Below are 26,159 nucleotides of genomic sequence, written 5' to 3'. Positions count from 1 at the left end.
GTCCCGGAACTCTTAGGTGTCAGACTGCGATGAAGGCTGCGTCGGCTTTGCCGTAGCCGCTCGCGTAATTCATTGTGGGGCCGGCGGCGCGGATACGCTCGCGAAGGCGGGTCGGCCACAGCACGCCATTGGTTTCCTCGACATCGATCACTGCGACATCGACAACCTTGTTGTCGGCGAAATCCCGCTTGCCGATCGCTTCCAGCGAGGCTGCGGCTTCCGCATGACGAGCGACCAGCGCATCCTGCAGGTTTTCCGTCCAGTGGCCTGCGGCATCCAGCCAGACGGCGATACCATCGGAAAGGCGGTTGGCGGTCAGAACCTTGTCGGTCATTGCTGCATTCCTTTTTCCTGGCCTTGTTCTTGGCCCGCATATTCGTGGCTACGGACAGATTTTCTGAAGGCGGAGAGCGGTTCGGATTTGTCGAAATTCGCGCCGGCGACGGCCTCGCCGATGATCACCATGACCGGACCATCGAGGTCGTCACGCGCTTCCAGTGACGGCAGCTCGCTCAGCACGCCATGGAAGAGCTTGCGGTCGATGCGGCTGGCATTTTCGATCACGGCAACCGTCGTGTCGCGGCTCAAACCTGCATCCATCAGGCGTTCGGAGACCGAGGCGGCGACCGTGCGGCCCATATAAACGGCGATGGTGGCGCCGGAGATGGCAAGGCTTGCCCAGTCCGGCAATACATCGCCGGTCAGGTCGTGGCCAGTGGTGAAGATCAGCGAGGAGGCAACACCGCGCAAGGTCAGCGGCAGATCGAAATCAGCGGCTGCAGCGAAAGCCGACGTGATACCGGGCACGATCTCGTAAGCGATGCCGGCTTCCCGAAGGGCTGCCATTTCCTCACCGGCACGACCGTAGATCAGCGGATCACCGGATTTCAGTCTTACGACGCGCTTGCCCTGGCGTCCGAGATCGACCAGCAGGCGGTTGATCTCGTCCTGGCTCTTGGAGTGACAGTTCTTGCGCTTCCCGACGGAAAGACGTTCGGCATCGCGGCGGCCCATGTCGACGATCGCCTGCGGTACAAGCGCGTCATAAACGATCGCGTCGGCTTCCATCAGCACACGCTGTGCCCGTAACGTCAGCAGGTCTTCTGCGCCGGGGCCGGCACCGACCAGCCAGATCTTGCCCTCGGCCTGTCCAGAGGTCGACAGAAGCACATTGGCGGCGCGACGGGCGGAGGCGTGGTCGTTTGCTTCAATCGCATCGGCGACATCGCCCGAGAAGAAGCGGCGCCAGAAAATGCGACGGGAAACACCGCGCGGAACAAGCCGTTCGGCGGCATCGCGGTAATCGGCGGCAAGGCTTGCGAGGCGGCCGAGAGACGGCGACAGCATCTGGTCGATGCGGGCGCGGATCATCTGCGCCAGAACCGGGCCTGCACCCTCCGTGCCGATAGCTATGGCGACCGGTGCACGGTTGACGAGAGCCGGGGTGAAGAAATCGCAATAGTCGGGCTGGTCCACGGCATTGGCCGGGATTTTTTGCGCACGCGCGGCGGTGACGATTGCCTGATCCTGCTCGGCTTCACCGGTTGCGGCAAAAACCAGTACGGCACCCTTTACCTGATCGGCGGAGAATTCGGCGCGGATGACCTCGACCCCCTGCGCATCGAGCCAAGCGGCATAATCCGATTCCGGCTCGTCGGCATAAGCGATGATCCCGGCATCGGTATTCCTCAAGAGACGAGCTTTGGCATAGGCTTCGTCGCCGTTGCCAAAGATTGCCACGGTCTTTCCATGCACACGGAAAAAGGCCGGGAAGGCTGACAGGCGTTGATGGCTGGCTGACATGCGGTTATCCTGAAACATATGACAGGAATATCCACAATCTGACGCAGGTTTTGAAGAAATGGATATGCGAAGTGGATTGGCCGCGGGTATTTCTGTTTCTCAATCAACCTGTTCTTGAGCAAAAGCCACCGCAGAGGATATTTCTCCAGTATTTCTGTAGATTACCAGGTTTTTACCTCGATCGGTCCGATCCTCGTTATAAATTGCCTAGACATACCAGCCATAAAGAGCCTCCATGACCACTGCCGCCACACTCGCCCCACGGCTTCTCGACGTCATCGAACACGATATCCTGCCGCTTACCCAAGCGGGTGTCGCTGCCGGCAACAAGGTCTTCGGCGCAGCGATCCTGAAAAAGTCCGATCTTTCGCTGGTGATTGCCGAGACCAATAACGAACTGGAAAATCCGCTCTGGCACGGTGAAGTCCACACGCTGAAGCGTTTTTATGAAAAAGCTTCAGGACTTTCCACCAAGGATTTGATTTTCCTGTCAACTCATGAACCCTGCACGATGTGCATGTCGGCGATTACATGGGCAGGTTTCGACAATTTCTATTCCTTCTTCAGCCATGAGGATTCGCGCGATGCGTTTGCCATTCCGCATGACCTGAAAATCCTCAAGGAGGTATTCGGGCTGGAGCCCGGCGGTTATCGCCGGTCGAATGCGTTCTGGAATTCCTACTTCATTGCAGATCTGGTGGAGACGGAGCAGGACCCGCTGCGACAGCAATTGCGCGAACAGACCGCCCGGATCAAACAGACCTATCAGCGCCTTTCGGATAGCTACCAGTCCGGCAAGGGCGAAAACGACATACCGCTCAACTGAGCGTCCAAGGATATTTCATGATGGAAGCTTCAAAGGATATTTCGCGGCTGATCGAGATCATGGCGGCGCTGCGCACGCCTGTCACCGGCTGCCCCTGGGATCTGGAGCAGGATTTCGCGTCGATCAAGCCCTATACGATCGAGGAGGCCTATGAGGTTGCCGACGCGATCGAACGCAAGGACATGGACGATCTCTGCGAGGAGTTGGGTGACCTGCTGCTGCAGGTGGTTTTTCACGCCCGCATGGCGGAAGAGGCGGGCGACTTTGCCTTTGGTGACGTGGTGGAAGTGGTGACGAGAAAGATGATCCGCCGCCATCCGCATGTCTTTGTTCCCCTTGGGGCCCGCTCCGATGCCGATACGCCCGGTGCGGTGAAAATCCAGTGGGACGAGATCAAGCAGGAGGAGAAACGCGAGCGGGCCGAACGGCGCTTGAGCCGCGGCATCACCGAGGACTTCAAGGCCGGTTTTCTCGGATCCGTGCATCGCAGCCAGCCGGCGCTGACCGAAGCGTTGAAACTGCAGGAGTGCGCTGCCAAGGTCGGTTTCGACTGGTCGCAGCCGGAACCGATCCTCGACAAGATCGAGGAAGAAGTGCGGGAGTTGCGTGAGGCGCTGCAGGCAGGCCATCCGGAAAAAGTGTCCGATGAGCTTGGTGATCTGATCTTCGCGATGGTCAATATCGGCCGTCATGTCGGCACGGATCCGGAAAATGCGCTGCGCGGAACGAATACGAAATTCCGGCGTCGGTTCAATCATATGGAGACGGAACTTAAAAAATCAGGCGAGAGCCTGGAGGCCGCATCTCTCGAGCGAATGGAAGACCTGTGGCAGGCAGCCAAAGCCATCGAGCGGCAGCTGGGTTGAGCGCGTGAACGCCACCGACAGGACCGTGCCATGAAGATCGATGGGCTGGAAGTCGCAATCGCCGGTGCCGGCATCGGCGGGTTGTCGCTGGCAACCATGCTCGCCCGTGGTGGCGCGAAAGTCGTGGTCTACGACCAGATGGAAGCGCCGCAGCCTGTCGGCTCGGGTTTCGTGCTGCAGCCGACGGGTCTGGCAATCCTAAAGGCGATGGGCCTGTTCGATGCGATCGCAGCTCGCGGACAGGTCATTACCCGCATGCACGGAGCATTGGCCAGCGGATCGTCCGGGCCGGGCAAGACGGTGCTGGAGATCAGTTATCCGGGTGATGGTCACGGCATCGCCATCCAGCGCGTGGCCTTGTTCGATCTTTTGCTATCCGCGGCAATTGCCTCAGGCGTCCGGTTTGAGACGAATGCAAGAACGACTGGCATCATAGAAGGCAAAAGACCGGCGCTGACGCTCGATGGCGGTCGTGCAACGCCTTCGGCAGATCTCGTCGTCGACGCGATGGGCGCCAGCTCACCGATCGGCCACGATCCGGCGAAGGAGCTGAACTATGGCGCGCTCTGGGCGACGGTGCCGTGGCCGGAGAACGGACCGTTTCATCCCCACGAGCTGGAGCAGCGTTACGAGCGGGCGAGCCATATGGCCGGCGTCCTGCCGGTCGGGACGGCGAGGGACGGCGCGGCGCCGATGGCGACCTTCTTCTGGAGCCTGCGTAACCGCGAGATCGAAGCGTGGCGCAATGCCGGCCGGGATGCGTGGCTGGAACGGGTGAACGCGCTGTGGCCGCAAGCCGTGCCGCTTGCCGAAGTCGCCGAGCCAGTCCATGCCCGCTATCGTCACCATACACGAAAGCCGGTGGCCGGGTGCGGTGTGATCCGCATTGGCGATGCATGGCATGCGACAAGCCCGCAATTGGGCCAGGGTGCGAACATGGCGATGATCGATGCCGCCTCGCTGTTCTTGGCTCTTGCCCGCGCACCGTCGATTGATGAGGCCTTTGCGCTGCATCTGCGCCAGCGCGGGCCGCATGTCTGGCTCTACCAGACGCTCAGCGTCGTGCTAACGCCTTTTTATCAGTCCGACAGCCGCATCCTGCCGGCCATGCGCGATATCGCGATCGGCCCGACGACGCGAATGCCGCTGGTGCGGCAGCTTGTCAGCCGGCTGGTCACAGGCGATTTCCTCAGCCCGATAAAGCGCATCGGACTCGAGGAGCTTTAGGCGCCGTTTCAGGCGGGCCGAAGCGTGATGACGGTCAGCTCCGATGGCACGCCAAGCCGCAGCGCAAAACCGATCCACAAAGCCGTGCCGTTGTTGACGTAAAGCTGCATGTCGCCGACGTCGTAACGGCCGGACACAAAGCCGTTGTTGAAGCGTGCGACCAACCGGTCCATACCAAGGATCATGCCGCCATGTGTATGGCCGGAAAGCTGCAGATCGGCACCGGCTTGTGCTGATACCCGTGCATTGCGCGGCTGGTGGTCCAGGAGGATGATGGGGGCTTCCGGCGGCGCGCCGGCCAATGCCTTCGCGACATCCGGCCCTTCGAGGCCGAAACGGGTCGCGTTGACATCGTTGACGCCTGCCAGCGTCAGCCTCGCATCTCCGCGCGACAACAGAACATGGCCGTTGGAAATCGTCTTGAGGCCAAGCTCCTGGTATTTCGCCATCCAGCCGTCATGGCCGAAGTAATATTCGTGATTGCCCGGGATGGTGTAGACGCCATCGGTGGCTTTCAGCTTTGCCAGCGGCGCAACGTCCCGCATGCGAGCTTGCAGGTCGCCGTCGATCAGGTCGCCGGTGATGACGATCAGGTCGGCATTCTGGGCATTGGCCTTTGCAACCGTCTCTTCGACCCAGGGCGCTTGGAACAGGCGGCTGATATGCAGATCGGTGAGCTGGATCATCCGGTAGCCGTCGAATTCCGCCGGGAGATTGCGGATCCTGATCTCGACTTCCTTCACCGGCGGAACGCGGATTGCCTGGGAAACGGCAAAGGCCGCCAGCGACATGGTGACGATGCCGACGCTGTAGCGCAGTTTCGGTGCGATCGAGATGCGCCGGCGTTTCAAGGCCGCGATCACCGATGCAACGATGTCGATTGCGAGCTGGCAGACGGCAGTCAGCAGTATGAAGCCTGACAGCCAGTTCGCCATGATCATCGCTAACCTCGGCACTTCCGGCGAGAACATCGTACCGAAGACGAGAAGGCTGATCAGGCTGTGCTGGAACACCACCATCAGGATGACGGCGAGAAAGCCCTTCAGCCAGTTCGGCCAGGGCAGCGGATAGATGAAACGGGCAACTACATAGAAGCAAAGGATGGCTTTGAAGAGATGAAACAAGGCGGGATGCTCTGGGTCTTGGGATAAGGAACCCTCTCTTCTTCGAGTTCGCCGCCCAACTCAACCGCCCAGACCGACCGGCTGACGCGATTTTGATCGCGTGCGATCAGGTCGAAATCTCTCGCAGCGTTAGTCCCGCTTGATCGTCAGCAGCAGATCCCACATGTCCGCACCGGTTTCGAAGACGGCAGCGTTGGCGTCATAACCTTGTTCGGCTGTCATCACATCGATCATTTCCCCTGCCTGATCGACGTCGTATCCGGGCGTTGAGGCATTGGCGATATTATTCGCAGCCGTATTCAGGCGCTGTGATTGCGTCTGCATGCCGGTGACGGAAATGCTCATTGCTGCCGAAATCGTCATTGCCCTACCTTCTCATCGTTCGCCATCGTTATGAAGGACAGGCGCGAATGAAGGGTGAAGGGACAGGGTTAAGTCCCGTCATCGTTTACCCCGTTTCCTGTGTCGATCAGGGACATCCGTCTCATGGTCACTTGTTCCCGATGAGGAGAGGTCCCCATAATGGCCGCATTCCTGGCCAAAACATCCAGCTCATGCCGATCCGATCGACCACATGGTTCGATCGGAAATCGGGAGAAGTGTCAGATTTAGGGATTGCCCTAAAAACGCATGAGCCTATGTCGGTATTGCACTGCAATATTTCCGATGCCGGCTGAAGGAGCTGTTCATGGCGGGTAAAGCAGCAATTCCGAGAATTATCGGAATAGATCTGACCCGGTCGGTCGCTATCTTTTTCGCCATGCTCAGCCATGTCTGGGTCGTCACCAATATGGACACGTTCTGGAGCGGTGCTTCGGCGGATTTCCTGCGGGCATTGATGGCGCTCGCCACCCCGACATTCATCCTGTTGTTCGGCACGATGCTCGAGATCGTCTATCGTCCGAGATTCGTTGCCGGTGAGCAGGAGCGGGTCGCTGTCCGGCTGTTTTCCCGCGCGATACAGTGCTGGCTTCTCTACTGCGTCTCGGTCTTCGTTCTCTACCTGTTTGCCGATGGCTATTCGCTGAAATTTTCGTTGGCGACCATGATGCTGATCGGTGTCACTCCCTTCACCGATATCCTCAAATTCTATGCCGTCGTCCTATTCCTGGCGCCATTCCTGTTGTGGCTGCGCTGCAGGGTCGGCTTGCTGCCGCTTGTGGTCATGGCGCTTATCGTTCATGCCGCCCATCCGGTCATTCGCGGGCTTCCTAGCCCGCTCGATTTCCATCTGAGCATGTATGCCGAGCGGGTGGTGACCTTCCTCTTCGGTGTCGGCGATGCCAAGCTTGGCGGTCCGTCGATTCTGCATGGGACAAGCCTGATCATCGCAGGAATGGCATTCGGTCGGCTGATTGCGGGAGACAGGACCGTTCAATCAGAGAAGCCACCCATTGGAGTCGTTACACGGGCGTCCTACCTGCTGGCCGGCTCGGCTTTGGTGATCGCTCTCGGGGTCCTGTTCTATGATGAAAAGTCCCTGGCGGAACTCGGCGACATGTCGCTGCGGATGGATAGCGATCCGCTCTATTTCGCCGCCGGCCTCTGCGGTGCCATTGCCATGACGAGCCTTGCGGTGCTTCTCACCCAGCGCCTTTCGCCGGAGGTGAAGCAGCGGCTGGAGAAACCGGTCTTCTTTGGGCGCACCAGTCTCTTCACCTTCGCCTTCGGCAACATGATCCTCTACGGCTGGCCCGGTGAGCCGGATACTCTGCAATCTGCCGTATTCCAGGTGGTTCTGATCAGTATCGCGATCATGCTGCTCAGCTACCTGTTCGATCGGGAGGTGCGGCGGGGCGGCACGCTGGCGGCTGCCGTGAAATGGATGCAGGCGCGGATCACATCGCTCGTCAACATGCTGGTGGGATGGAGAACGCCGCGGGTGAGGCAGGCCTGACGGTGAAGTCTTCAGGCCGCCTTCAGTTTCCGCAGCAGAGTTTCTAGTTCCTCTGACTCGGGAAGCGGCGTCGAAGGGCCGGATTTCAGGTTGTTGCGGTCACCGAGTTCGAACTGGTACCAGTTCATCAGGCCCGAGGCGATCGCCTGCGCTTCCTGGCTTTCCGGCGAGACATCGTTTTCCTCGCACCAGGCTTCCAGAAACCGCTGCAAAAGCTCGAGATCATCCGATCCGAGTACGATGCTAGACGAAACCTTATCCCTAAACATTTCTGTCCTCACAACCATGCTGGAGTTTCCGAAAGAGCATGTTTTGCTGCTGGTTCGGAAGCAGGAGAGTGCCTTTAGGACATGGCACCCATCGGATACATCTGATCATCCTCAATGCATCCGGCCTTAGGCCTATAATGCACGACGGCGCAAATGGTTCATTTTGATACAGAAAAGGCGGCCAGAGGCCGCCTTTTCCAATCGTTTTGTACCGGGTCGATTACTCGGCAGCTTCTGCATAATCCTCCAGCGGAGGGCAGGAGCATACGAGGTTGCGGTCACCATAGACGTTGTCGATACGGTTGACCGAGGACCAGTATTTGTCGACTCGGAACGAGCCGGGCGGGAAGCAGGCCTGTTCGCGGGAATAGGGACGATCCCACTCGCCGACGAGGTCTTCCACCGTATGCGGAGCGTTCTTCAGCGGGTTGTTGAGCTTGTCTGAACGGCCTTCCTCTATGTCGCGGGCTTCCTCGCGGATCGCCAGCATCGCTTCGCAGAAGCGGTCGAGTTCGGCCTTGGTTTCCGACTCTGTCGGCTCGATCATCAGTGTGCCGGCAACCGGCCAGCTCATGGTCGGTGCGTGGAAACCGCAGTCGATCAGGCGCTTGGCCACGTCGTCCACCGTCACGCCGGCAGAGGCGTTGAGCGGGCGGGTGTCGATGATGCATTCATGCGCCACGCGGCCGGTTTCCGACTTGTAGAGCACGTCATAGGCACCCTTGAGGCGGGCTGCGATATAGTTGGCGTTGAGGATCGCAACCTTGGTTGCCTGCATCAGGCCTTCGCCGCCCATCATCAGGCAGTAGGACCAGGAGATAGGCAGGATCGACGGCGAGCCGAACGGAGCAGCCGAAACCGCACCTTCACGACCATCCGATTGCGGGTGACCGGGCAGATAAGCTGCCAGATGCGCCTTGACGCCGATCGGCCCCATGCCGGGACCACCGCCGCCATGCGGGATGCAGAAGGTCTTGTGCAGGTTCAAGTGCGACACGTCGGAGCCGATGTCGCCGGGGCGGGCAAGGCCGACCATGGCGTTCATGTTGGCGCCGTCGAGATAGACCTGGCCGCCGTGCTTGTGGGTGATGTCGCAGATTTCCTTGACCGTTTCCTCGAACACGCCATGCGTGGACGGGTATGTGATCATGCAAGCCGAAAGATTTGCGGCATGTTCTTCGGCCTTGGCGCGGAAATCGTCGAGATCGATATCGCCATTGTCACGAACCTTGACGACTACGACCTTCATGCCGACCATCTGTGCCGAGGCGGGGTTAGTGCCGTGCGCGGATGTCGGGATCAGGCAGACGTTGCGATGCGTGTCGCCATTGGCAATGTGGTAATTGCGGATGGTGAGCAGGCCCGCATATTCGCCCTGCGCGCCCGAATTCGGCTGCATGGAGAAGGCGTCGTAACCGGTAACCTGGCAAAGCTTTTCCGACAGGTCGTCGATCATTTCCTTGTAGCCGAGCGCCTGGTCGACAGGAACGAACGGATGGATATCCGAAAATTCCGGCCAGGTGATCGGCAGCATTTCCGCTGTCGCATTGAGTTTCATCGTGCAGGAGCCGAGCGGGATCATCGCACGGTCGAGCGCGAGGTCGCGGTCCGACAGTCGGCGGATGTAGCGGGTCATCTCGCTTTCGGCGCGGTTCATGTGGAAGATCGGATGGGTCATGTAATCCGATTTTCTGAGCAGCGCGGTCGGCAGGCGGTATTCGACCTCGAAGTCGGAGACCTTGAAATTGCCGCCGAATGCACGCCAGACGGCTTCGAGCGTGACCGGACGGGTACGCTCATCGAGCGACATGCCGATCTTGGTCTCGCCGACCTTGCGCAGGTTGACGCCTTCGGCAACGGCTGCCCGCAGGATCAGGCCCTGCATGTGGCCGACCTCGACCGTGATCGTGTCGAAGAAGGTTTCCGGCTCGATTTTGTAGCCGAGCTTTTCCAGGCCCTTTGCCATCAGCACGGCCTTCTTGTGAACCTGCTGGGCAATTGCCTTCAGGCCCTGCGGGCCGTGGAAGACGCCGTACATCGAGGCCATGACGGCGAGCAGAACCTGCGCGGTGCAGATGTTCGACGTCGCCTTTTCGCGGCGGATATGCTGTTCGCGGGTCTGCAGCGACAGGCGATAGGCGCGGTTGCCGCGGGCATCGACCGAAACGCCGACAAGACGGCCGGGCATGGCGCGCTTGTGGGCATCCTTGACGGCCATGTAGGCTGCGTGCGGACCGCCGTAGCCGACCGGAACGCCGAAGCGTTGCGAGGAACCGATGGCGATATCGGCGCCCATCTCACCGGGAGACTTCAAAAGCGTCAGGGCCAGAAGGTCGGCGGCGACTGCAGCAAGCGCACCGGTCTGGTGCAGGCGGGAGATCAGGCCGGTGAAGTCACGAACTTCGCCATTGGTGCCCGGATACTGGAAGATCGCACCAAAAACGTCGACCGGGTCGAGATCGGTCATCGGATCGCCGATGATGACGCTCCAGCCGAGCGGGGCGGCGCGGGTTTCGATCAGCGCGATGGTCTGCGGGTGGCAGGCCTTATCGACGAAGAAAGCGCTCGCCTTGGTCTTTGCCTGGCGCTGGCAGAGCGCCATGGCTTCGGCAGCAGCGGTCGCTTCATCGAGCAGCGAGGCGTTGGCGACGTCGAGACCGGTCAGGTCGGCGATCATCGTCTGGAAGTTCAGCAGCGCCTCGAGACGGCCTTGGCTGATTTCCGGCTGGTAAGGCGTATAGGCCGTGTACCAGGCCGGATTTTCCAGAATGTTGCGCTGGATGACCGGCGGGGTGATGGTGCCGTAATAGCCCTGACCGATCAGCGAAGTCAGGACCTGGTTCTTGTTGGCGGTCTCGCGCAGCTTGTCGAGCGCCTCGCGCTCCGAGAGCGCCGCACCCCAGGTAAGCGGGGCCTGCTGGCGGATCGAGGAGGGCACGGTGGCATCGATCAGCGCGTCGAGCGACTTATAACCGATGACCTTCAGCATTTCGGTCATTTCAGCCGGCGAGGGGCCGATATGACGCCGATTGGCGAAGTCATACGGATTATAGTCGGTGAAGTGGAAATCGGTATTCTCGGTCATCCGATCAGGTCCTTGTAGGCGGCTTCGTCCATCAGGCCATCGACGTCGGAAACGTTCTTCAGCTTCAGCTTGAAGAACCAGGCGGCGCCCTGCGGATCGGAATTAACGAGCGACGGGTCGTCGACGATCGCCTGGTTGACTTCGGTGACTTCGCCATCGAGCGGGGAGTAGACGTCAGACGCAGCCTTGACGCTCTCGACGGTGGCGGCATTGCCGTCCTTGACGAGTTCTGCGCCGACTTCCGGAAGCTCGACAAAAACGAGGTCGCCAAGCTGGTCGGCGGCGTGCTGGGTGATGCCAACAGTGGCGACATCGCCCTCAAGCTTCAGCCATTCGTGTTCAGCGGTGAATTTCAACATTTTAGTTCTCTCCGGAGGATTTCTTAGCGTTTATAGGTGGGGGTGATGAAGGGAAGGGCGGTGACGGTCATGGGCAAGTATTTGCCGCGGACTTCCGCATAGACCTGTGTGCCAGCATCGGTGTGGCTAATCGGCAGGTAACCCATGGCAACCGGGCCTTCGACGCTCGGGCCGAATGTGCCGGATGTGACTTCGCCGAGCTCGGTCCTGCCTTCCGCATCGGCGTAGAGTTTTGCATGCGAGCGAACCGGTGCCTTGCCTTCGGGCTTCAGGCCAACGCGGCGGCGGGTCGTGCCATTGGCCAGTTCGCCGAGGATGCGTTCTGCGCCCGGAAAACCGCCTTCGCGGTCGCCGCCGGCCTTGCGGGCCTTTTGCAACGCCCATTCGAGCGAGGCTTCGATCGGGGAGGTGGTGGTGTCGATATCGTTTCCATAAAGGCACAGGCCGGCTTCGAGACGAAGACTGTCGCGCGCGCCGAGGCCGATGGCTTCGCAGTCCGGGTGTTCGAGCAGAGCCTTGGCGACTTCGACGGCATGGGCTTCGGGTACGGAAATCTCAAAGCCATCCTCGCCGGAATAACCGGAGCGGGAGATAATGCAGGGCACGTCGTGAAGCGGCACTTCGCGCACGTCCATGAACTTCATGGCCGATACGCCTGCCCAGAGTTCCGCCAGAACCGCCTGCGCTCGGGGACCCTGAAGGGCGATCAGTGCACGGTCTTCCAGAAGTGTGACGTCGCAGTCGGCGAGGTTCGCCTTCATATGGGCGACGTCCTGATCCTTGCAGGCGGCGTTGACGACAACAAGAAGATGGTCACCGCGATTGGTGATCATCAGGTCGTCGAGGATGCCACCATTTGCATCTGTGAAGAAGCCGTAACGCTGGCGGCCTTCCTTGAGGCCCAGAATGTCGACCGGGACGAGCTTTTCGAGCGCCAGCGCCGCGTCGGCATATTCGCCGGATTTCGCCTTCACGATCACCTGGCCCATATGAGACACGTCGAACAGACCGGCCTCCGCGCGGGTATGAAGGTGTTCCTTCATCACGCCGAGCGGATATTGCACCGGCATGTCATAACCGGCGAACGGCACCATTTTTGCGCCGAGCGAGATGTGCAATGCGTGGAGCGGAGTAGTGCGAAGAGCTGCTTGATCGTCCAAAAGACGTCTCCAGGTTTGGGCACGCCTGAAAACAGGTCGCACGCCGGCTCAGATTAGGACACGGGTTTGCCCATGTCGGTTTCGAGCCCCCTCTGTCCCTTTCGCCTGAGATTGTTATCCCTTCGGCGAGCCTCCGAAAATCGGCTGCTACTCTCCAGAGTTCCTGCAGTCTACCCGTGGTCCTTTTGCCTGAGAGTTTCCGGGGCGGTTGCTCCTTCGGCACCGCATTCAAGCGGCTTCTCCCTACGGGTCGCGCTCATTATCGTTGCGGCATACCTTTTGGCAAGGGCCGCATGTCGAAACCAGCACGATTTCTGTCGCATGATCTGTATGGATTGATCTGGTTCAATGACAACCTGCTCCGGCGGAGACCCGCACCGGGTTCGCTATTCGGCGATCTTGTCTGTCTGAAGGAGGCATTGGAATGTCGAAGCGGGAGTTCAGCGCGCGTGCAGCAGACTAGCCGTTCAGTTCAAAATACTCAGTCCTCGAGGTCGCGATAGGCCGCTTCGACCTGCTGCAGGGAATATTGCTGCTGCGGCTGTTTGCCGGTGGTCAGGACGTCGATGCCGACTTTTATCGCGGGGATCATGTTATCAATGGCTTCCGGATCGCTGACATTCTCCAGAGCCTTGGCGTTCCGATCAGCGTCAGCCTTGACATCGGCCACCTGGTCCTTCACGGAAACGCGGCGTGGCGTGCGGAGCGCTTCGATATTCAAAGCCGCCGTATTTGCAGAAATGGTCACGATCTGGGTCATTTGCCTCACCTTCGATCTTCCACCCTTACGAGAAGGGGTGTTCTTCGATGCTTAAGCCGAACCACTGCTTTTTAACGATGTGGGCTTTTAGTCACGCAGTCAAGGGTTGAAGTCATGACGAATATTCTATTGGCCGCATTGGGCGGGGCAATCGGTTCAGTTCTTCGTTATCTGGTGGGTGTGTTTTCTGTCCGCTGGTTCGGGCCAGGCTTTCCCTGGGGAACCCTTACTGTAAACGTGGTCGGATCCTTCATCATCGGCTTGTCAGTGGAAATGATCGCGCGCCGTTTCGACGCTTCGATGGAATTGCGCGTGTTCATCGTCACCGGAATTATCGGCGGCTTTACCACCTGGTCGTCCTTTTCTCTCGATACGATGGTCCTTTTCGAGCGCGGCGCGATCACTGCTGCCGCCGCTTATGTGATCGGCAGCCTCGTGGTTTCGTTCGCCGCCGTCTTTGCCGGGCTGGCGCTCGGGCGGGCAATGCTCTAAAGAGCGGCCCTCAAGAAGATATAAGAAAGAGCGTTGATGGCAGGCATCGAGCATATCCGCGTCGAGGCGGACGAGGCAGGCATGCGCCTCGACCGTTGGTTCAAGATTCACTATCCGGGTCTAGGTTTCGGCCCGTTGCAGAAATTGCTGCGCTCCGGTCAGGTGCGCGTCGATGGTGGTCGCGTCAAGACCGACACGCGCGTCGAGCCCGGCCAGACGGTCCGCGTGCCGCCCATGGATACGGATTCCAAGAAGGGCCCTATCGCCTCCAAGGACCTGAAGCACGCCGGCGATTACGAGCTGCTGCAGCGTATGGTTCTGCATGAAGACGACAAGGTGATTGTCCTCAACAAGCCGGCTGGCCTTGCCGTGCAGGGTGGTTCCGGCGTGACGCGCCATATCGACCAGATGCTTGAATCCTGGATCAGCCCCAAGGGTGAGAAGCCACGTCTTGTGCATCGTCTCGACCGCGATACGTCCGGCGTCCTGGTGATTGCCCGTACCCGCGGTGCCGCCCAGAAACTGACCGCAGCATTTCGCGAGCGCGATACCAAGAAGACCTACTGGTCACTGGTGAAGGGCGTGCCGCGCAAGCGCGAGGACAAGCTGTCGTCCTGGCTGGTGAAGATCCAGACACCGGATGGTGACAAGATGCGGATCGCCAAGCACGGCGAGGAGGGCGCCGATCACGCCATCTCCTATTACCGCGTGCTTGAAACCGCGGCGCAATCGCTCGCATGGCTGGAGATGGAGCCCTATACAGGCCGTACCCACCAGTTGCGCGTCCACGCGCTTTCCATGGGCCATCCGATCATCGGCGATCCGAAATATTACGACGACGATGTCAACTGGCCTTTCCCGGGTGGCATCCAGAAGAAGCTGCATCTGCACGCACGCCATATCGACATTCCACATCCGAATGGCGGTCGCCTGAAGGTTACCGCGCCGCTGCCGCCGCATATGGTTCAGAGCTGGAACCTGCTCGGCTTCGACATGGAAAATGGCGCAAGGGACGACGACGAATGAAACTGGTTCTGTTTGATTGCGACGGCACGCTGATCGATAGCGCTGGCCTGATCCATGAAACCATGCGCCGTACGTTCCTGCATTTCGGCAAGCCCGAGCCATCTTTCGAGGATACGAAATCGATCATCGGGCTGACGCTCGATATCGCGATTGCGCGAATGCAGGGCAAGCAGCATGCGGATCAGGAGGACATCGACATGATGGCCTATTACAAGTCGCTGTTTTCCGTCGTTCGCAGCGATATGGATTACCGCGAGCCGCTGTTTCCCGGCATTCTCGAACTGATGAATACGCTTCAGGGTCGTGACGAAATCATTCTCGGTGCCGTCACCGGCAAATCTCGCCGGGGGCTGGATTCTGTCAGGGAGACGCACGGCTTCAAGTTCGTCGCATCGCGCACGGCCGACGATTGCCCGTCCAAACCGCATCCGGCGATGGTGACGGAATGCTGCGACGAGACCGGCATGCGGCCGGCCGACACGCTTGTGATTGGCGATGCCATCTACGATATGCAGATGGCAAAGGCTGCCGGTGCGACCGCGATCGGTGTTTCTTGGGGTTACGCTTCCGTCACGGAACTCAAGGAGGCCGGTGCCGACGTGATCGTCAGCCACCCGAGCGAGATACTGGCCCATATCGGCTGAGGAACAAGACATGCGCGAACTTTTCCCCGATCCTTCAGAAGCGATGAGCCATCCGGACCCGACACGGCGGGCGCAGATCCAGATGCAGAAGCCGCTGCCGAAGCGTTTCTACACCGAGGTCTCGATCGTCGAAGGCGAGGGCGGGCATGCCGTGCATCTCGATGGTCGCCCGGTGAAGACGCCGGCCAAGGCCGCACTCGCCGTGCCGACGTCCCTGCTTGCGGAATTGCTGCGTGACGAATGGGCGAACCAGGTGGAGGTCATCGATCCGCGGACCATGCCGGTGACGCGCCTGATCAATACCGCCATCGATGGTGTCGCCGTCGAGGCCCAGGCCGTGTTCGAGGATATTCTCCGCTTCTCGTCCAGCGACATGCTCTGCTACCGGGCCGAAAGCCCGGAGAACCTCGTTCTTCGCCAGCAGCAACAATGGGATCCGGTCCTCGACTGGGCGGCAAACCAGCACGGCGCGTGTTTCGAACTGATCGAAGGCGTGATGCCCAGGGAGCAGCCGCGTGATGCAACTGCGGCGTTTTCCGCTGTATTGAGAAAATACGACGCACCGATCGAGCTCGCGGTTCTCCATACGGTAACAACGCTGACCGGCTCCGCCATTCTGGCGCTTGCCTTTGCCGAGGGCCACCTTGCGGCCGAGGATATCTGGAAGCTTGCCCATCTCGAAGAGGACTGGACGGCCGAGCATTGGGGCGAGGATGCGGAAGCGCAGAACCGTCGCGAAAAGCGCCACGCGGAATTTCAGGCTGCCGTGGCGGTTTTTGAGGCTCTGAAGCCTTCGGTTTAAGGCTTCACTAACCCTAAACGGGGAACATGCGGGCTCGTCATTCCGGATGCCAGCATGTTCCTGAAATCTGTCCGTATCATCGCTATTCCGCTTGCCGTGCTGATGCTGGCCGGCTTTCGCATGCCGGCGGCAGAAGAGCAGGCGGAGCGCATGCTCTATGACGTGCGAGGCGCTTTCGTGACGGCCCAGCCGGATGTTCCCCGCGATCTGATCACTGGCACCGATATTCTGGTTGATTCCGCGATCCGCGCCACATCGCGTTCGATGATGCTGCCGCGGACCATTCTGACGGTGAGGTTGTCCGATACGCGTCGATCACCTTTTCTTTTTGGCCAGCGTTATTCCGCAAGAGTTACGGTCAAGGTCATCTCGGTCGGATCGGGTGAACCGGTTGCCGAGGGCGAATTCGAGACATCGGTCATGAGCTTCGGCAAGGAGCCAGCCGACAGTCCTCTCGCGGAAAAGATTGCCACTAGAATCGCCTCGGAATTCCAGCTCGGGCGGCCGCATCGTGCCGGACTGCTTACATCCCTTGCGAGTGGCGGCACTCCATAACCGCTTGCTTAAATCGGATTTGCAACTTCTAAGGATGGTGTCGGAAAATTGATTTCTGGCAAAAATGGCCGTGAACTAACGCTGTGCCGCTTTATTCATCCGGGGAGATATCCGATGGCGCTTTTCGATCGTTTGGCAGTCTATAGAGAGCAAGGTCTCGCTGCCCTAAGAATCATGACTGGTTTACTGTTCCTTGAGCACGGGACCATGAAACTCTTTTCCTTCCCGGCAGCTCAGGGCGGTGATCATCTGTCACCGCTGATGCTGACTGCGGCACTCCTGGAATTTATCGGCGGCATCCTCATCACCGTCGGCTTCCTCACTCGTCCGGTCGCATTCATTCTTTCCGGACAGATGGCTGTCGCCTATTTCATGGCGCATGCGTCCAGAGGCTTCTGGCCTGCGCTGAACAATGGCGAGGCAGCCATCCTGTTCTCGTTCATCTTCATCTACCTGTTCTTCGCAGGCGCTGGCGCGTTTTCGGTCGATAACCGCAAGAAGATTTGACCCCGAAAACATTGAAGCCGGCGAAGTTGCCGGCTTCCTTCATCTTCGCAATTCTTGGAGAAATCAGCCAAGCCGCTCGGCATGCCAGCGCAGGTGATCGTCCATAAAGGTCGAGATGAAGTAGTAGGAATGGTCGTAACGCTCGTGCATCCTGAGCGTCAGGGCGATATCGGTGCCCTTCACTGCTTCCTCGAACAGCCATGGCCGCAGGCCGTTTTCCAGAAAGCCGTCCGCCTTGCCCTGGTCGATCAGGAATTCGGGGAAGCGTGCGCCATCGGCGACCAGCGCGCAGGCATCATACTGGCGCCACTGGGCCTTGTCTGCGCCGAGATATTTTTCATAAGCCGGTGCCGACCAGTCTGCTGTCGACGGCTCGACGATTGGCGCGAAGGCTGAGCAGCTCTTGAAGCGATCCGGACTTTTCAGCGCGATGGTCATAGCGCCGTGGCCGCCCATCGAATGGCCGAAGATACCCTGCCTTGCCATGTCGACGCGGAACTGCTCGCTGATGAGTTTCGGTAGTTCCTGCGTGATGTAGGTGTACATCTGGTAGTTTTCAGCCCAGGGCTTTTCGGTTGCATCGAGATAGAAGCCCGCGCCCTTGCCCATTTGCCAATTGGTCAGTTCGTCGGGCACGTCATTGCCGCGCGGGCTGACATCCGGGCATACGATGATCAGGCCGAGTTCCGCTGCAAGACGGCGATACTCGCCCTTTTCCATGACATTGGCATGGGTGCAGGTCAGGCCCGAAAGATACCAGAGCACCGGGCGCGGCTCTTCTATGGCCTGCGGCGGCACGAAGACCGCAAAGGTCATCTCGCATTTGCAAGCATCCGATTCATGGCTGAAAACGCCCTGCATGCCGCCAAAGGCGGTGTTTTGCGAAATGATCTTCATGGAAATGGTCCTTTCGGGCTTGCGGGGCCGGCGTCTTCAGGTCGCCAGCGAGACGACGGCATTGACTGCTGCGGCTACCAGTATCGTGTTGAAAAAGAAAGATACGACGGCATGAAGCAGGTTGATTTTGCGCATGTCGGTCGCCGTGATCGCCACATCGGAGGTCTGTGCAGTCATGCCGATGACGTAACCGAAATAAAGGAAATCCCAGGCACCCGGACGATCCGTCTGAGGGAAATCCAGTCCGCCGACCGATTTTCCGTCTTGCTTGTCACCCGGTCGCCAGTAGAGATGAGCGTAGTGCAGCGAGAACATCGTATGGATGGAGAACCATCCAAGAATGACCGCTGCAAAGCCGACTGCCACGTCCACCAGTCCCAACGGTTGTTTCTGGTTCAAGGCTTCGAAGAGCGTGACGAGTGCCACGACGGCTGCGAGCAGGGTAACGGCAAGGATGATCGGCGCGGGTTCATCGGTATTCTGGCCGCTTGCCTGCAGCCGGTCTGCATCGAGATGGCGGATTCGCAAGCCGATCAGGGTCAGATAGACCACGAAGAAGACGATCGCGGTCAGGGCTGCCGCGAGTTCAGGCAGCAGCAAGATCAGGACGGGCAGGGCAATGATTGCAGTAATTGCCGCCGCAAAGAAGGGGCCATGGCGGCGGTGGCGCCAATGCCGTTTGACTTTGCCGCCCTCGCTTCTTGCCATCCCCAATTCACCCGTATCGTTCAGCCGGCCGATTTTGCCCTGCGGCAGAGCCTGTCGAGGGTTTCCAGAAATGCCGAGCGATCCCGCGGCGAGAAGGCGGCATTGTATCCTTTGCTTTCACCCGTCTCGCGCAGATGAGCGCCGAGGTCGCGCATCGCGGTCGCCATGCCGATATTGCTCTTGTCGAACAGGCGTCCGGTCGGGCCGGTCACCAATGCACCTGCGGCAACGCACCGCCCCGCAAGCGGCACGTCTGCGGTCACCACGATGTCGCCAGTCGTGGCGCGTTCGGCGATCCAGTCATCGGCGGCATCGAAGGCTCCCGAAACGATGACGTTCTTGACCATCGGATCACGGGACGGGCGCAGGCCGGAATTGGCGACAAACGTCACCTCAAGGCCGTGGCGCTCTGCGACCTTCAGAATTTCCGGCTTCACCGGGCAGGCATCGGCATCGACATAGATCAAGGCTATTCGCTTCCTCGTAGACAGATTCAACAAAGAAGCGACTTAGCAGATCACGCCACCGCTGTCGTCTGGTCGTCGACGGTTGCGCCGGGCGCGTTTTTCTTGATGGATTCGATTGCGGCTATGGCAGAGGCCTTGGCTGCATAACCTTCTGAGGAAAACATGCTCTGGCCGTTGGAGGCCTTGAAACGGAAACGAAACTCGCCTGCCTTATCCTTGTAGACTTCGAATTTGTACATGGTTGCTTCCTCTCTCTTCTTCCCGTCATGGATGATAGATCGGGGCAAAGGAAAAGCAAGCACTGCAGATCGACTATGAGGTATATGGACGTAATCAATCCTGGCAATATCGACAGTAGTTCTGCGTCATAGGATTGCGAGCTAGTCTCAGAGCTTTGACCTAGTCCTTTTCAAACGGCGTGAAATTCAAGTCATACGCTCTTGGATTTTCATTCGGGGGCTCTTTGGCCTCCGTCGAATATGTGTATACCCGACCTGTCGTCTCGAATCCGATATGTCGACCGATTGTGATGATCATGTCGACCGCTTGCTCTGCGTCCAGCGCCCATACATTCATTCTGAAAAATGCTGGCGTACCAACTTGGATATCGAAGTCCGCATTAGTCTCGACTATTTCGCCTTCCGCCATCATCGTGAAATGCTGGAAAGGCGTTTGCAGTTTCCCGTATCTTAGCTTGAGCTTCCAATTCTTCTCAGCTTCCAAAGCGATACCCAATCAACTTTTGAAAGGGCCAAACTATCGCAATGGCCGTATCATATCCACATGCGGAATGCCGTCTTCCAGATATTCCTCGGATGTCCGTTCAAAGCCGAACGAAGCGTAGAATTTCTGCAGATGCGCCTGGGCGGAAATCTCGATCGCCTCGCCGGGATAGGCCTTTTCGCATTCGATGATCGCCTCGCGCATCAGCGCGTCACCGAGACCTTTTCCGCGGTGGTTCGGCGATACGGCCACGCGGCCGATACGGGGCAGGTGATCTGTTGTCGGTCGCCACAGACGGGCGCAGGCGAGCAGGTCTTCGCCATCGATCAGCCGCAGGTGCAGGCAGTCGGGATCGTTGCCGTCAAGCTCGGGATAGGGGCATGTCTGCTCGACGACGAAGACGTCGACGCGCATTTTCAGCATGGCGTAGAGATCGAGTGCGGAGAACTCGTCGAGCCTCCGCACATCAACCGTATATTTGGACAAGGCGATCAATAGACCACCACGCCACGGATCGATTCACCCTTGTGCATCAGGTCGAAGCCCTTGTTGATGTCTTCAAGCGGCATGGTATGGGTGATCATCGGGTCGATCTGGATCTTGCCTTCCATGTACCAGTCGACGATCTTCGGCACGTCGGTGCGACCGCGGGCGCCGCCGAAGGCCGTGCCCATCCAGTTGCGGCCGGTGACCAGCTGGAACGGACGGGTGGAGATTTCCTGGCCGGCACCGGCAACGCCGATGATGACCGACTTGCCCCAGCCGCGATGCGACGATTCCAGCGCCTGGCGCATGACCTTGGTGTTGCCGGTGCAGTCGAACGTGTAGTCGGCACCGCCGATCAGGTCACCATGACGCTTGGTCATGTTGACCAGATAAGGAACGATATCCTCGCCGACTTCCTTCGGGTTGACGAAGTGGGTCATGCCGAATTTTTCGCCCCATTCCTTGCGGTCCGGGTTGATGTCGACGCCGATGATCATGTCGGCACCGGCAAGACGCAGGCCCTGCAGCACGTTGAGGCCGATGCCGCCGAGGCCGAAGACGATCGCGGTGGAACCGATCTCGACCTTGGCGGTGTTGATGACGGCGCCGATACCGGTGGTCACGCCGCAGCCGATATAGCAGACCTTGTCGAAGGGCGCGTCGGGATTGATCTTGGCAAGCGCGATCTCCGGCAGAACGGTGAAGTTCGCGAAGGTCGAGCAGCCCATATAGTGGTGGATCTTGTCCTTGCCGATCGAGAAGCGCGAGGTGCCGTCCGGCATCACGCCCTGGCCCTGGGTCGAGCGGATCGAGGTGCAGAGGTTGGTCTTGCGGCTGGTGCAGGAATAGCACTCGCGGCATTCCGGCGTGTAGAGCGGAATGACGTGATCGCCCTTCTTCAGCGAGGTGACGCCGGGGCCGACATCGACGACGATACCGGCGCCTTCATGGCCGAGAATAGCGGGAAACAGGCCTTCCGGGTCTGCGCCCGAGAGGGTGAAATCGTCGGTGTGGCAGATCCCGGTGGCCTTGATCTCGACCAGCACTTCGCCGGCCTTCGGGCCGTCGAGCTGAACCGTCATCACTTCCAGCGGTTTACCTGCCTGAACGGCTACAGCGGCGCGGACATCCATCGTGTCACTCCCTTGGTTTGAAATTTAAAAGTCTTGTTACTGAATTAGAATCTGCGCGGACTTTTGCACGCTGAAGCGATCCGGCTCAAGCCGGAACCGGACGTGGCTTGCCGCAAAAACAACAGGTGTCGATCACGCTTTGATCAGCGAGGTTCGATGATCGGAACGTGAGGGGCAAGATCGCGCGACATGCGGCCATCGAGCCGTGGATCGTCGCAGATTTCGACCATGAAGGCATAAGGCGTGAAGCCGGAGCGCTGATAGAAGGCCAGCGCCGCCGGATGATCGAAATTGCAGGTATGGACCCAGAAACGGCTGATTGGCCGCGACCATGCGTTGTCGATCGCGGCATTCATCATGATGCGGCCTGCGCCGTTGCCTATCGCTTCCGGCACGACGCCGAAGAAGGCGATCTCGCATTCGCCCTCTTCGCGGAAATCGAGCTCCAGAAGTCCCAGTCGACGTTTTCCGTCGGTCAGGACATGGATCTCGATCAGCGGATCGGTGATGATCGCTTGCAGTTCCGCATCCGGCATGACGATACGCGATACCCACAGCCAATCCTCGCCGACACGACGATACAGGTCGCGATAGTCACTGACCGAAGGTTCTGCCCAACGTTCGACCCGCAGACCGGTTTCCGGCGGCAAAGGCCGGGCGGCCGGGCGCTCGAACATTTCGAGGCAGGTGACCATGTTGGCAAGCTTTCCCGCAGGGACGGGAGAGTAGCCGAAGGGGAGCGTAGGGTTCGACGTTTGCATGCGCCCTTGGACTGTTTTGCCTGGCGCATGTCAACCGTTGCCAAGGAAAAATCAGCTTCAAGCCACGCGTTCGTTCCAGGTCGCGATGTCGTCATCGGTCAGAAGCCAGGGATGGGAGCGAAGGCTCTCTATATGGCGCTCTTCGCCTGCCACATAGTTCATCACTTCCTGCCAGCCGGGATGGTTGTCCCGATGCCTTATGACGTCGTCGATCATCGCGAGGCTGGATGCTTCCAGCGCCGAAATGAAGAGGCGACCGCCATCGACCCGGCACCGCAAGAGCCGCCAGACATAGGCCATGTCATCGGCAGTGATCCCCGCATGACGAGGTGCCGGTACGCCATAGGATAACTCCGGGGGAGCCAGAAGCTTGTGTCGCAACTGGTCGAGCGCGAAGGCCGACAGGATATCCGGACAGCTTTCTGCACGTTCGATCGCGTGAAGAAGCGTTTCGAGCTGCAACGGATGATCGATCCGGCCCTCAAGCGCCAATGCACGGATCAGCCATGCGGCTTTCGCGGCGTCCAGGCGTCCGCGAGGTGGTGCTGTGTCGACGATGAATGCCGCCAGTTGTTCGACGAAATAGCTCGGCCATTCCTCGCAATGAACCGGACACATGTCGTTCAAGGCGAGAAGCAGGAGCGCGTCGTCGTAACCACGGATTCCGTTCGTGAAGGCGTATTTTCGCAGAATCAACAGGTCATGCCTGTCAATGCGGCCCTTTCCGGCGATGACACATGCCGGAAAAGAAAAGCGTATGCCGCTCATCTCTTTCTCCGTTTCATCATGAAACTGGATATTGCTCTTAAGTTGGAGAAGTTGAGAGGCCGACAATAAGGGCAGTTAACGAAAACTAGCCAAGCGGCGGTTCGGCCGAAATCTGTCTCACCCTGACACGCTCGCGCCAGATGATGAACAGGCCGGAGGCGACGATGATGGCGATGCCGAGCCATTTCGACGCCGTCGGAAAGTCGGCAAACAGCAGGTATCCAAGCACAGTCGCCGAAATGATCTCAAAATACTGGAACGGTGCCAGAAGCGACAGCGGCGCCATGCGGAAGGCCCGGACCACCAGAAGGTGAACATAACCGGACAGGCTGCCGAGGATGATTAGCAGAACGAGCCCAAGGCCGGATGAGGGTAGGGACGCTTCGAACTCTACGGGATAGATGAAATGGCCCGCCAGCAGCCCAACAGTCATGAACAATGTTCCGCCGACGCCGGCGACGAACTGCATGGTCAGCGGTGAGTCGGCATCGCCGATCGCGCGATTGAGAAAAAGGTAGAGCGTGTAGAGAAAGGCGCAGAGGACGGGCAGTAGAGCCGTCCAGCCAAAGATCTCGTAACTTGGCTGAATGACGATCATCGCGCCGCCAAAGCCTATGGCAATGGCGAGCCACCTTCGCCAGCCGACCTTCTCGCCGAGAAACAGCGCCGACATCATCGTCAGCATGAAGGGCTCGACGAAATAGATGGCGAAAACGTCCGCCAGCGGCATGTATTTGACCGCCATGAAGAACATCAGGCTGGCTGCGGCATGCAGCGCGCCGCGCAGAAGGTTCATCCAGGGTCGCTTGCCGCCACGGATCGCGCCGGGCACAAAAAACGCGATCGGCAGCAGCGCCAGAAACTGGAAAAAGAACCGGTAGAAGGTCACCTGGCCCGGCGACATGGTCTCGAAAGTCGCCATGTATTTGGCGATCGCATCCATCATCGGCAGGACGACCATGCAGGCCGCCATGATGGCCATGCCCTTGATCGGATTTTGCGGATGAGAATCGGACATGGCAGCACTCTTAGATATTCCGGTCGCACAATTCGTTCGAAAATAGTGGCAAGTGCCGATCGTTCCGAAGCTTGTTGGCGGCCACCTTGACGATGGGAGCCGCTGACAAGGCAGTTAATATGATTCAAACCTGTTTTAGCAAACGGATGCCCGTTAGTGACTGGTACTTCATGGTCAACTCACGAATTTCCTGAGTCTTAGCAAAATGGAAAACACGGGCATTACCCAGCGCTGTATGGCGATGTCTGGGGTTCAACACCTTTGAAAAATCCATCTTGAGATAGTCCCGCATAAGAAGTTCGCTAACTTTGGCTGCACTGAGTTCGAGCAGGGTCAGCGTCGCGTGCGAATTGCGCTCGGTAGTAGGGACGATACCCAATACGTCGCTAGTCTCGGCAAGGGACTGGTTCAACCTCAGTACCTTGCTGTGACCCCGCCTGTTTTTGGTACCGATCGTGCTCAGTGGAACCGACATTTCATCGAAAAGGTTCTGGTCCATTACGCACTGACCGATCGCGAATGAACTCCCGGGGAGGTGAAGTTTTTCTTGCGGAATTGATGTCAGATCGAGAGAGACTTGCTGATGGTCATTGTCCAGCAGAGTTCGTCTTATGGTGACGTTTCGAAGATGCCGCAGGAGCAAGAATTCTGACGAAAGACTGAAGAAGGCGATGTTGTTTGTCAGCATCCCCATGACGCTCGGTCCCCACATGAACGATTTGTCGAATCCGTAGAAGAGAATTCCTTTGCCTACCTTGTCCGCGGGAAATTTTGCTATCAGCGCGATCCGGTCCGCATAGGCCATGCGATCATTGATATGGAATTTAGGGGTCAGCCTGCGGTTTGCAGGAGAGGCGCCGTTTGCCCAAAGCCACATGCCCACGCGGACCTTGTCCAGCCAGTCCAGCAGGGTGATTCCGTCTTGCTGGGTCAGAGCAACGTCGTCACGAATTTTTACATAAACGGCCTTCGCCATTGACTCCAGTTTGGAGCGCTCCTCGTTGCACTTCTTGCAGACCTTGCTCCCGATTTTCTTCAAAGGAGCATCAAACGTTCGGCCGCCCATGGATACGGGTGCTGTGCGGTTTTGTAGATCTGCTTCATCTACAAGCCATTGTGGGATGACGTGTTCGAAATTGGTTTCCTGGCCAGTAAACAGCTTACCGCAAAATATGCATTTCCGTGCCGATGGCATAATCGCTCTTCCAATATGAGTTGCAGTCTAATCCTTGAACCGCCCGCGATTTGTTCACGAGTCTGTAAATTTTTGGTTGTGCAGAGATGCGCTGGTGAGAGATGTAGGCTTTTCGCGTCTGTCGCTGTCGCTGTCGCTGTCGCCGTCGCCGTCGCGGGCAGCGTGCTTACTGCGCCGGCATATTGGTTTTATGGACTTGGCCAACATCGCCAGCATACCTATCTCCCTGTCGAAATCAGGAGATCTTCGTTGTCGGAATTCATCAGCTATCTATTCGCCATCTTTGTCGTCACACCGCTTCAGGCTGAGTTGTCGCAACGCCTGCAGGGCGTGCCTTCGCAGGAACTCGTGGAGGCGGGCAAGGCCTGCATTTCCGTCGAGGCACCGGAACTGTTGCGCTATGCGCAGGAAAACTGGGGCTGGGCTGCGGCCAATGCGATTGGCGTCAGCGCCGGCCTTGTCGACCCTATGACACTGCTTCCGCAGGGCAATGAGAACTGCCGTCTGGTGATCCAGTCACTGGCTGTCGAAGGCTCTCGCAACGCCTGATTTCGCGTCGTCTCTGTCGCAAATAGGCGAGCCGGTCGGGTGTCCCGCAATG

General features: G+C 58.8%; 31 protein-coding genes and 1 riboswitch. Of the genes, 11 read left to right on the top strand and 20 right to left on the bottom strand.

Features of this window, described 5'->3' with window-relative positions:
- Nucleotides 1-19: 19 nt before the first annotated feature.
- Both ACI3K0_RS01005 and cysG read right to left on the bottom strand, forming a co-directional pair.
- Nucleotides 20-334 carry a DUF2849 domain-containing protein gene (locus tag ACI3K0_RS01005; protein WP_148144867.1) on the bottom strand — a complete coding sequence of 105 codons (315 nt, stop codon included), beginning with the start codon at nt 332-334 and terminating at the stop codon, nt 20-22.
- Nucleotides 331-1,803: a siroheme synthase CysG gene (gene cysG / locus ACI3K0_RS01000; RefSeq protein ID WP_183821557.1), complete on the bottom strand. Its 1,473-nt coding sequence runs from the start codon at nt 1,801-1,803 to the stop codon at nt 331-333. Before cysG ends, ACI3K0_RS01005 begins: the two co-directional genes overlap by 4 nt.
- 235 nt (nt 1,804-2,038) lie before the next feature.
- On the opposite strand from cysG, the gene ACI3K0_RS00995 reads away from it, so the two are divergent.
- From ACI3K0_RS00995 to ACI3K0_RS00985, 3 genes are read left to right on the top strand one after another with little or no spacing between them, the layout of a single operon-like run.
- Nucleotides 2,039-2,629: a deaminase gene (locus tag ACI3K0_RS00995; RefSeq protein WP_183821558.1), complete on the top strand. Its 591-nt coding sequence runs from the start codon at nt 2,039-2,041 to the stop codon at nt 2,627-2,629.
- Nucleotides 2,630-2,649: 20 nt separating this feature from the next.
- Entirely contained in the window at nt 2,650-3,495 is an 846-nt protein-coding gene (gene mazG / locus ACI3K0_RS00990) for a nucleoside triphosphate pyrophosphohydrolase (RefSeq protein ID WP_183822397.1), read from the top strand.
- Between the two features lie 30 nt (nt 3,496-3,525).
- The gene (locus ACI3K0_RS00985) at nt 3,526-4,722 is read left to right on the top strand and encodes an FAD-dependent oxidoreductase (RefSeq protein ID WP_404944801.1); all 1,197 of its coding nucleotides are present in this window, start codon (nt 3,526-3,528) and stop codon (nt 4,720-4,722) included.
- An 8-nt stretch (nt 4,723-4,730) separates the two neighbouring features.
- On the opposite strand, the gene ACI3K0_RS00980 is transcribed toward ACI3K0_RS00985, so the two are convergent.
- Both ACI3K0_RS00980 and ACI3K0_RS00975 read right to left on the bottom strand, forming a co-directional pair.
- The gene (locus tag ACI3K0_RS00980) at nt 4,731-5,846 is read right to left on the bottom strand and encodes a metallophosphoesterase (protein WP_183821560.1); all 1,116 of its coding nucleotides are present in this window, start codon (nt 5,844-5,846) and stop codon (nt 4,731-4,733) included.
- A gap of 129 nt (nt 5,847-5,975) precedes the next feature.
- Nucleotides 5,976-6,209, bottom strand: coding sequence for a flagellar basal body protein (locus tag ACI3K0_RS00975; protein WP_404944800.1), 234 nt, complete (start codon nt 6,207-6,209; stop codon nt 5,976-5,978).
- Nucleotides 6,210-6,534: 325 nt separating this feature from the next.
- Between ACI3K0_RS00975 and ACI3K0_RS00970 the strand changes: the two genes are divergently transcribed.
- Entirely contained in the window at nt 6,535-7,743 is a 1,209-nt protein-coding gene (locus ACI3K0_RS00970; RefSeq protein WP_183821562.1) for an OpgC domain-containing protein, read from the top strand.
- An 11-nt stretch (nt 7,744-7,754) separates the two neighbouring features.
- Here the strand turns inward: ACI3K0_RS00970 and ACI3K0_RS00965 are convergent, their stop codons facing one another.
- The 5 genes from ACI3K0_RS00965 to ACI3K0_RS00945 all read right to left on the bottom strand — a co-directional run bounded on the left by ACI3K0_RS00965 (nt 7,755) and on the right by ACI3K0_RS00945 (nt 13,376).
- The gene (locus tag ACI3K0_RS00965) at nt 7,755-8,012 is read right to left on the bottom strand and encodes a hypothetical protein (protein WP_404944799.1); all 258 of its coding nucleotides are present in this window, start codon (nt 8,010-8,012) and stop codon (nt 7,755-7,757) included.
- A gap of 220 nt (nt 8,013-8,232) precedes the next feature.
- Nucleotides 8,233-11,097 carry an aminomethyl-transferring glycine dehydrogenase gene (gene gcvP / locus ACI3K0_RS00960; RefSeq protein WP_148144859.1) on the bottom strand — a complete coding sequence of 955 codons (2,865 nt, stop codon included), beginning with the start codon at nt 11,095-11,097 and terminating at the stop codon, nt 8,233-8,235.
- On the bottom strand, nt 11,094-11,456 hold the full coding sequence (gcvH, locus tag ACI3K0_RS00955) for a glycine cleavage system protein GcvH (protein WP_148144858.1): 363 nt from the start codon (nt 11,454-11,456) through the stop codon (nt 11,094-11,096). The genes gcvP and gcvH overlap by 4 nt, the downstream gene beginning before the upstream one ends.
- Before the next feature lie 23 nt (nt 11,457-11,479).
- Nucleotides 11,480-12,616 (bottom strand): glycine cleavage system aminomethyltransferase GcvT, encoded by a 1,137-nt coding sequence (gene gcvT / locus ACI3K0_RS00950; RefSeq protein ID WP_148144857.1) that lies wholly within the window; start codon nt 12,614-12,616, stop codon nt 11,480-11,482.
- Nucleotides 12,617-12,783: 167 nt separating this feature from the next.
- Nucleotides 12,784-12,872: riboswitch (glycine riboswitch) on the bottom strand.
- A gap of 225 nt (nt 12,873-13,097) precedes the next feature.
- Nucleotides 13,098-13,376 (bottom strand): hypothetical protein, encoded by a 279-nt coding sequence (locus tag ACI3K0_RS00945; RefSeq protein WP_148144856.1) that lies wholly within the window; start codon nt 13,374-13,376, stop codon nt 13,098-13,100.
- Between the two features lie 114 nt (nt 13,377-13,490).
- On the opposite strand from ACI3K0_RS00945, the gene crcB reads away from it, so the two are divergent.
- From crcB to ACI3K0_RS00915, 6 genes are all read left to right on the top strand, one after another.
- A complete protein-coding gene (crcB, locus tag ACI3K0_RS00940) occupies nt 13,491-13,868 on the top strand; it encodes a fluoride efflux transporter CrcB (RefSeq protein WP_183821564.1) in 378 nt (125 codons plus the stop codon).
- 36 nt (nt 13,869-13,904) lie between these two features.
- Complete coding sequence (locus ACI3K0_RS00935; protein ID WP_183821565.1) at nt 13,905-14,894, top strand: RluA family pseudouridine synthase; 990 nt, start codon at nt 13,905-13,907, stop codon at nt 14,892-14,894.
- Nucleotides 14,891-15,538: an HAD-IA family hydrolase gene (locus ACI3K0_RS00930; RefSeq protein WP_404944798.1), complete on the top strand. Its 648-nt coding sequence runs from the start codon at nt 14,891-14,893 to the stop codon at nt 15,536-15,538. The genes ACI3K0_RS00935 and ACI3K0_RS00930 overlap by 4 nt, the downstream gene beginning before the upstream one ends.
- Nucleotides 15,539-15,548: 10 nt before the next feature.
- Nucleotides 15,549-16,340, top strand: coding sequence for an ATP12 family chaperone protein (locus ACI3K0_RS00925; RefSeq protein ID WP_183821567.1), 792 nt, complete (start codon nt 15,549-15,551; stop codon nt 16,338-16,340).
- Between the two features lie 54 nt (nt 16,341-16,394).
- On the top strand, nt 16,395-16,895 hold the full coding sequence (locus ACI3K0_RS00920) for a hypothetical protein (RefSeq protein WP_183821568.1): 501 nt from the start codon (nt 16,395-16,397) through the stop codon (nt 16,893-16,895).
- A gap of 114 nt (nt 16,896-17,009) precedes the next feature.
- Nucleotides 17,010-17,402, top strand: coding sequence for a DoxX family protein (locus tag ACI3K0_RS00915; RefSeq protein WP_183821569.1), 393 nt, complete (start codon nt 17,010-17,012; stop codon nt 17,400-17,402).
- A 63-nt stretch (nt 17,403-17,465) separates the two neighbouring features.
- Here ACI3K0_RS00915 and fghA read toward each other — a convergent pair whose 3' ends face one another.
- From fghA to ACI3K0_RS00860, 11 genes are all read right to left on the bottom strand, one after another.
- The gene (gene fghA, locus ACI3K0_RS00910) at nt 17,466-18,299 is read right to left on the bottom strand and encodes an S-formylglutathione hydrolase (RefSeq protein ID WP_183821570.1); all 834 of its coding nucleotides are present in this window, start codon (nt 18,297-18,299) and stop codon (nt 17,466-17,468) included.
- Nucleotides 18,300-18,335: 36 nt separating this feature from the next.
- Nucleotides 18,336-19,007, bottom strand: a complete 672-nt coding sequence (locus tag ACI3K0_RS00905; RefSeq protein ID WP_183821571.1) for a DUF1345 domain-containing protein — start codon at nt 19,005-19,007, stop codon at nt 18,336-18,338.
- A 20-nt stretch (nt 19,008-19,027) separates the two neighbouring features.
- Complete coding sequence (locus ACI3K0_RS00900; RefSeq protein ID WP_183821572.1) at nt 19,028-19,474, bottom strand: YaiI/YqxD family protein; 447 nt, start codon at nt 19,472-19,474, stop codon at nt 19,028-19,030.
- Nucleotides 19,475-19,524: 50 nt separating this feature from the next.
- Nucleotides 19,525-19,713, bottom strand: a complete 189-nt coding sequence (locus ACI3K0_RS00895; protein ID WP_183821573.1) for a DUF1508 domain-containing protein — start codon at nt 19,711-19,713, stop codon at nt 19,525-19,527.
- Between the two features lie 160 nt (nt 19,714-19,873).
- Nucleotides 19,874-20,209, bottom strand: a complete 336-nt coding sequence (locus tag ACI3K0_RS00890; protein ID WP_206825835.1) for a hypothetical protein — start codon at nt 20,207-20,209, stop codon at nt 19,874-19,876.
- 21 nt (nt 20,210-20,230) lie between these two features.
- A complete protein-coding gene (locus tag ACI3K0_RS00885; protein WP_183822404.1) occupies nt 20,231-20,689 on the bottom strand; it encodes a GNAT family N-acetyltransferase in 459 nt (152 codons plus the stop codon).
- On the bottom strand, nt 20,689-21,816 hold the full coding sequence (locus ACI3K0_RS00880) for an S-(hydroxymethyl)glutathione dehydrogenase/class III alcohol dehydrogenase (protein WP_148144843.1): 1,128 nt from the start codon (nt 21,814-21,816) through the stop codon (nt 20,689-20,691). The genes ACI3K0_RS00885 and ACI3K0_RS00880 overlap by 1 nt, the downstream gene beginning before the upstream one ends.
- Nucleotides 21,817-21,959: 143 nt before the next feature.
- The gene (locus tag ACI3K0_RS00875; protein WP_183821574.1) at nt 21,960-22,577 is read right to left on the bottom strand and encodes a GNAT family N-acetyltransferase; all 618 of its coding nucleotides are present in this window, start codon (nt 22,575-22,577) and stop codon (nt 21,960-21,962) included.
- 57 nt (nt 22,578-22,634) lie between these two features.
- The gene (locus ACI3K0_RS00870; protein ID WP_183821575.1) at nt 22,635-23,345 is read right to left on the bottom strand and encodes a hypothetical protein; all 711 of its coding nucleotides are present in this window, start codon (nt 23,343-23,345) and stop codon (nt 22,635-22,637) included.
- An 85-nt stretch (nt 23,346-23,430) separates the two neighbouring features.
- A complete protein-coding gene (locus ACI3K0_RS00865; RefSeq protein ID WP_183821576.1) occupies nt 23,431-24,363 on the bottom strand; it encodes a DMT family transporter in 933 nt (310 codons plus the stop codon).
- A gap of 124 nt (nt 24,364-24,487) precedes the next feature.
- The gene (locus ACI3K0_RS00860) at nt 24,488-25,558 is read right to left on the bottom strand and encodes a hypothetical protein (protein WP_183821577.1); all 1,071 of its coding nucleotides are present in this window, start codon (nt 25,556-25,558) and stop codon (nt 24,488-24,490) included.
- Between the two features lie 249 nt (nt 25,559-25,807).
- Between ACI3K0_RS00860 and ACI3K0_RS00855 the strand changes: the two genes are divergently transcribed.
- The gene (locus tag ACI3K0_RS00855) at nt 25,808-26,107 is read left to right on the top strand and encodes a hypothetical protein (RefSeq protein WP_148144838.1); all 300 of its coding nucleotides are present in this window, start codon (nt 25,808-25,810) and stop codon (nt 26,105-26,107) included.
- Nucleotides 26,108-26,159: the final 52 nt, after the last annotated feature.

This window comes from Rhizobium sp. ZW T2_16 (assembly GCF_044987325.1).
Taxonomy (GTDB): Bacteria; Pseudomonadota; Alphaproteobacteria; order Rhizobiales; family Rhizobiaceae; genus Neorhizobium; species Neorhizobium cellulosilyticum.
The sequence above is the reverse complement of the archived record's forward strand: the minus strand, read 5'-3'. Positions and strand labels throughout refer to the sequence as shown.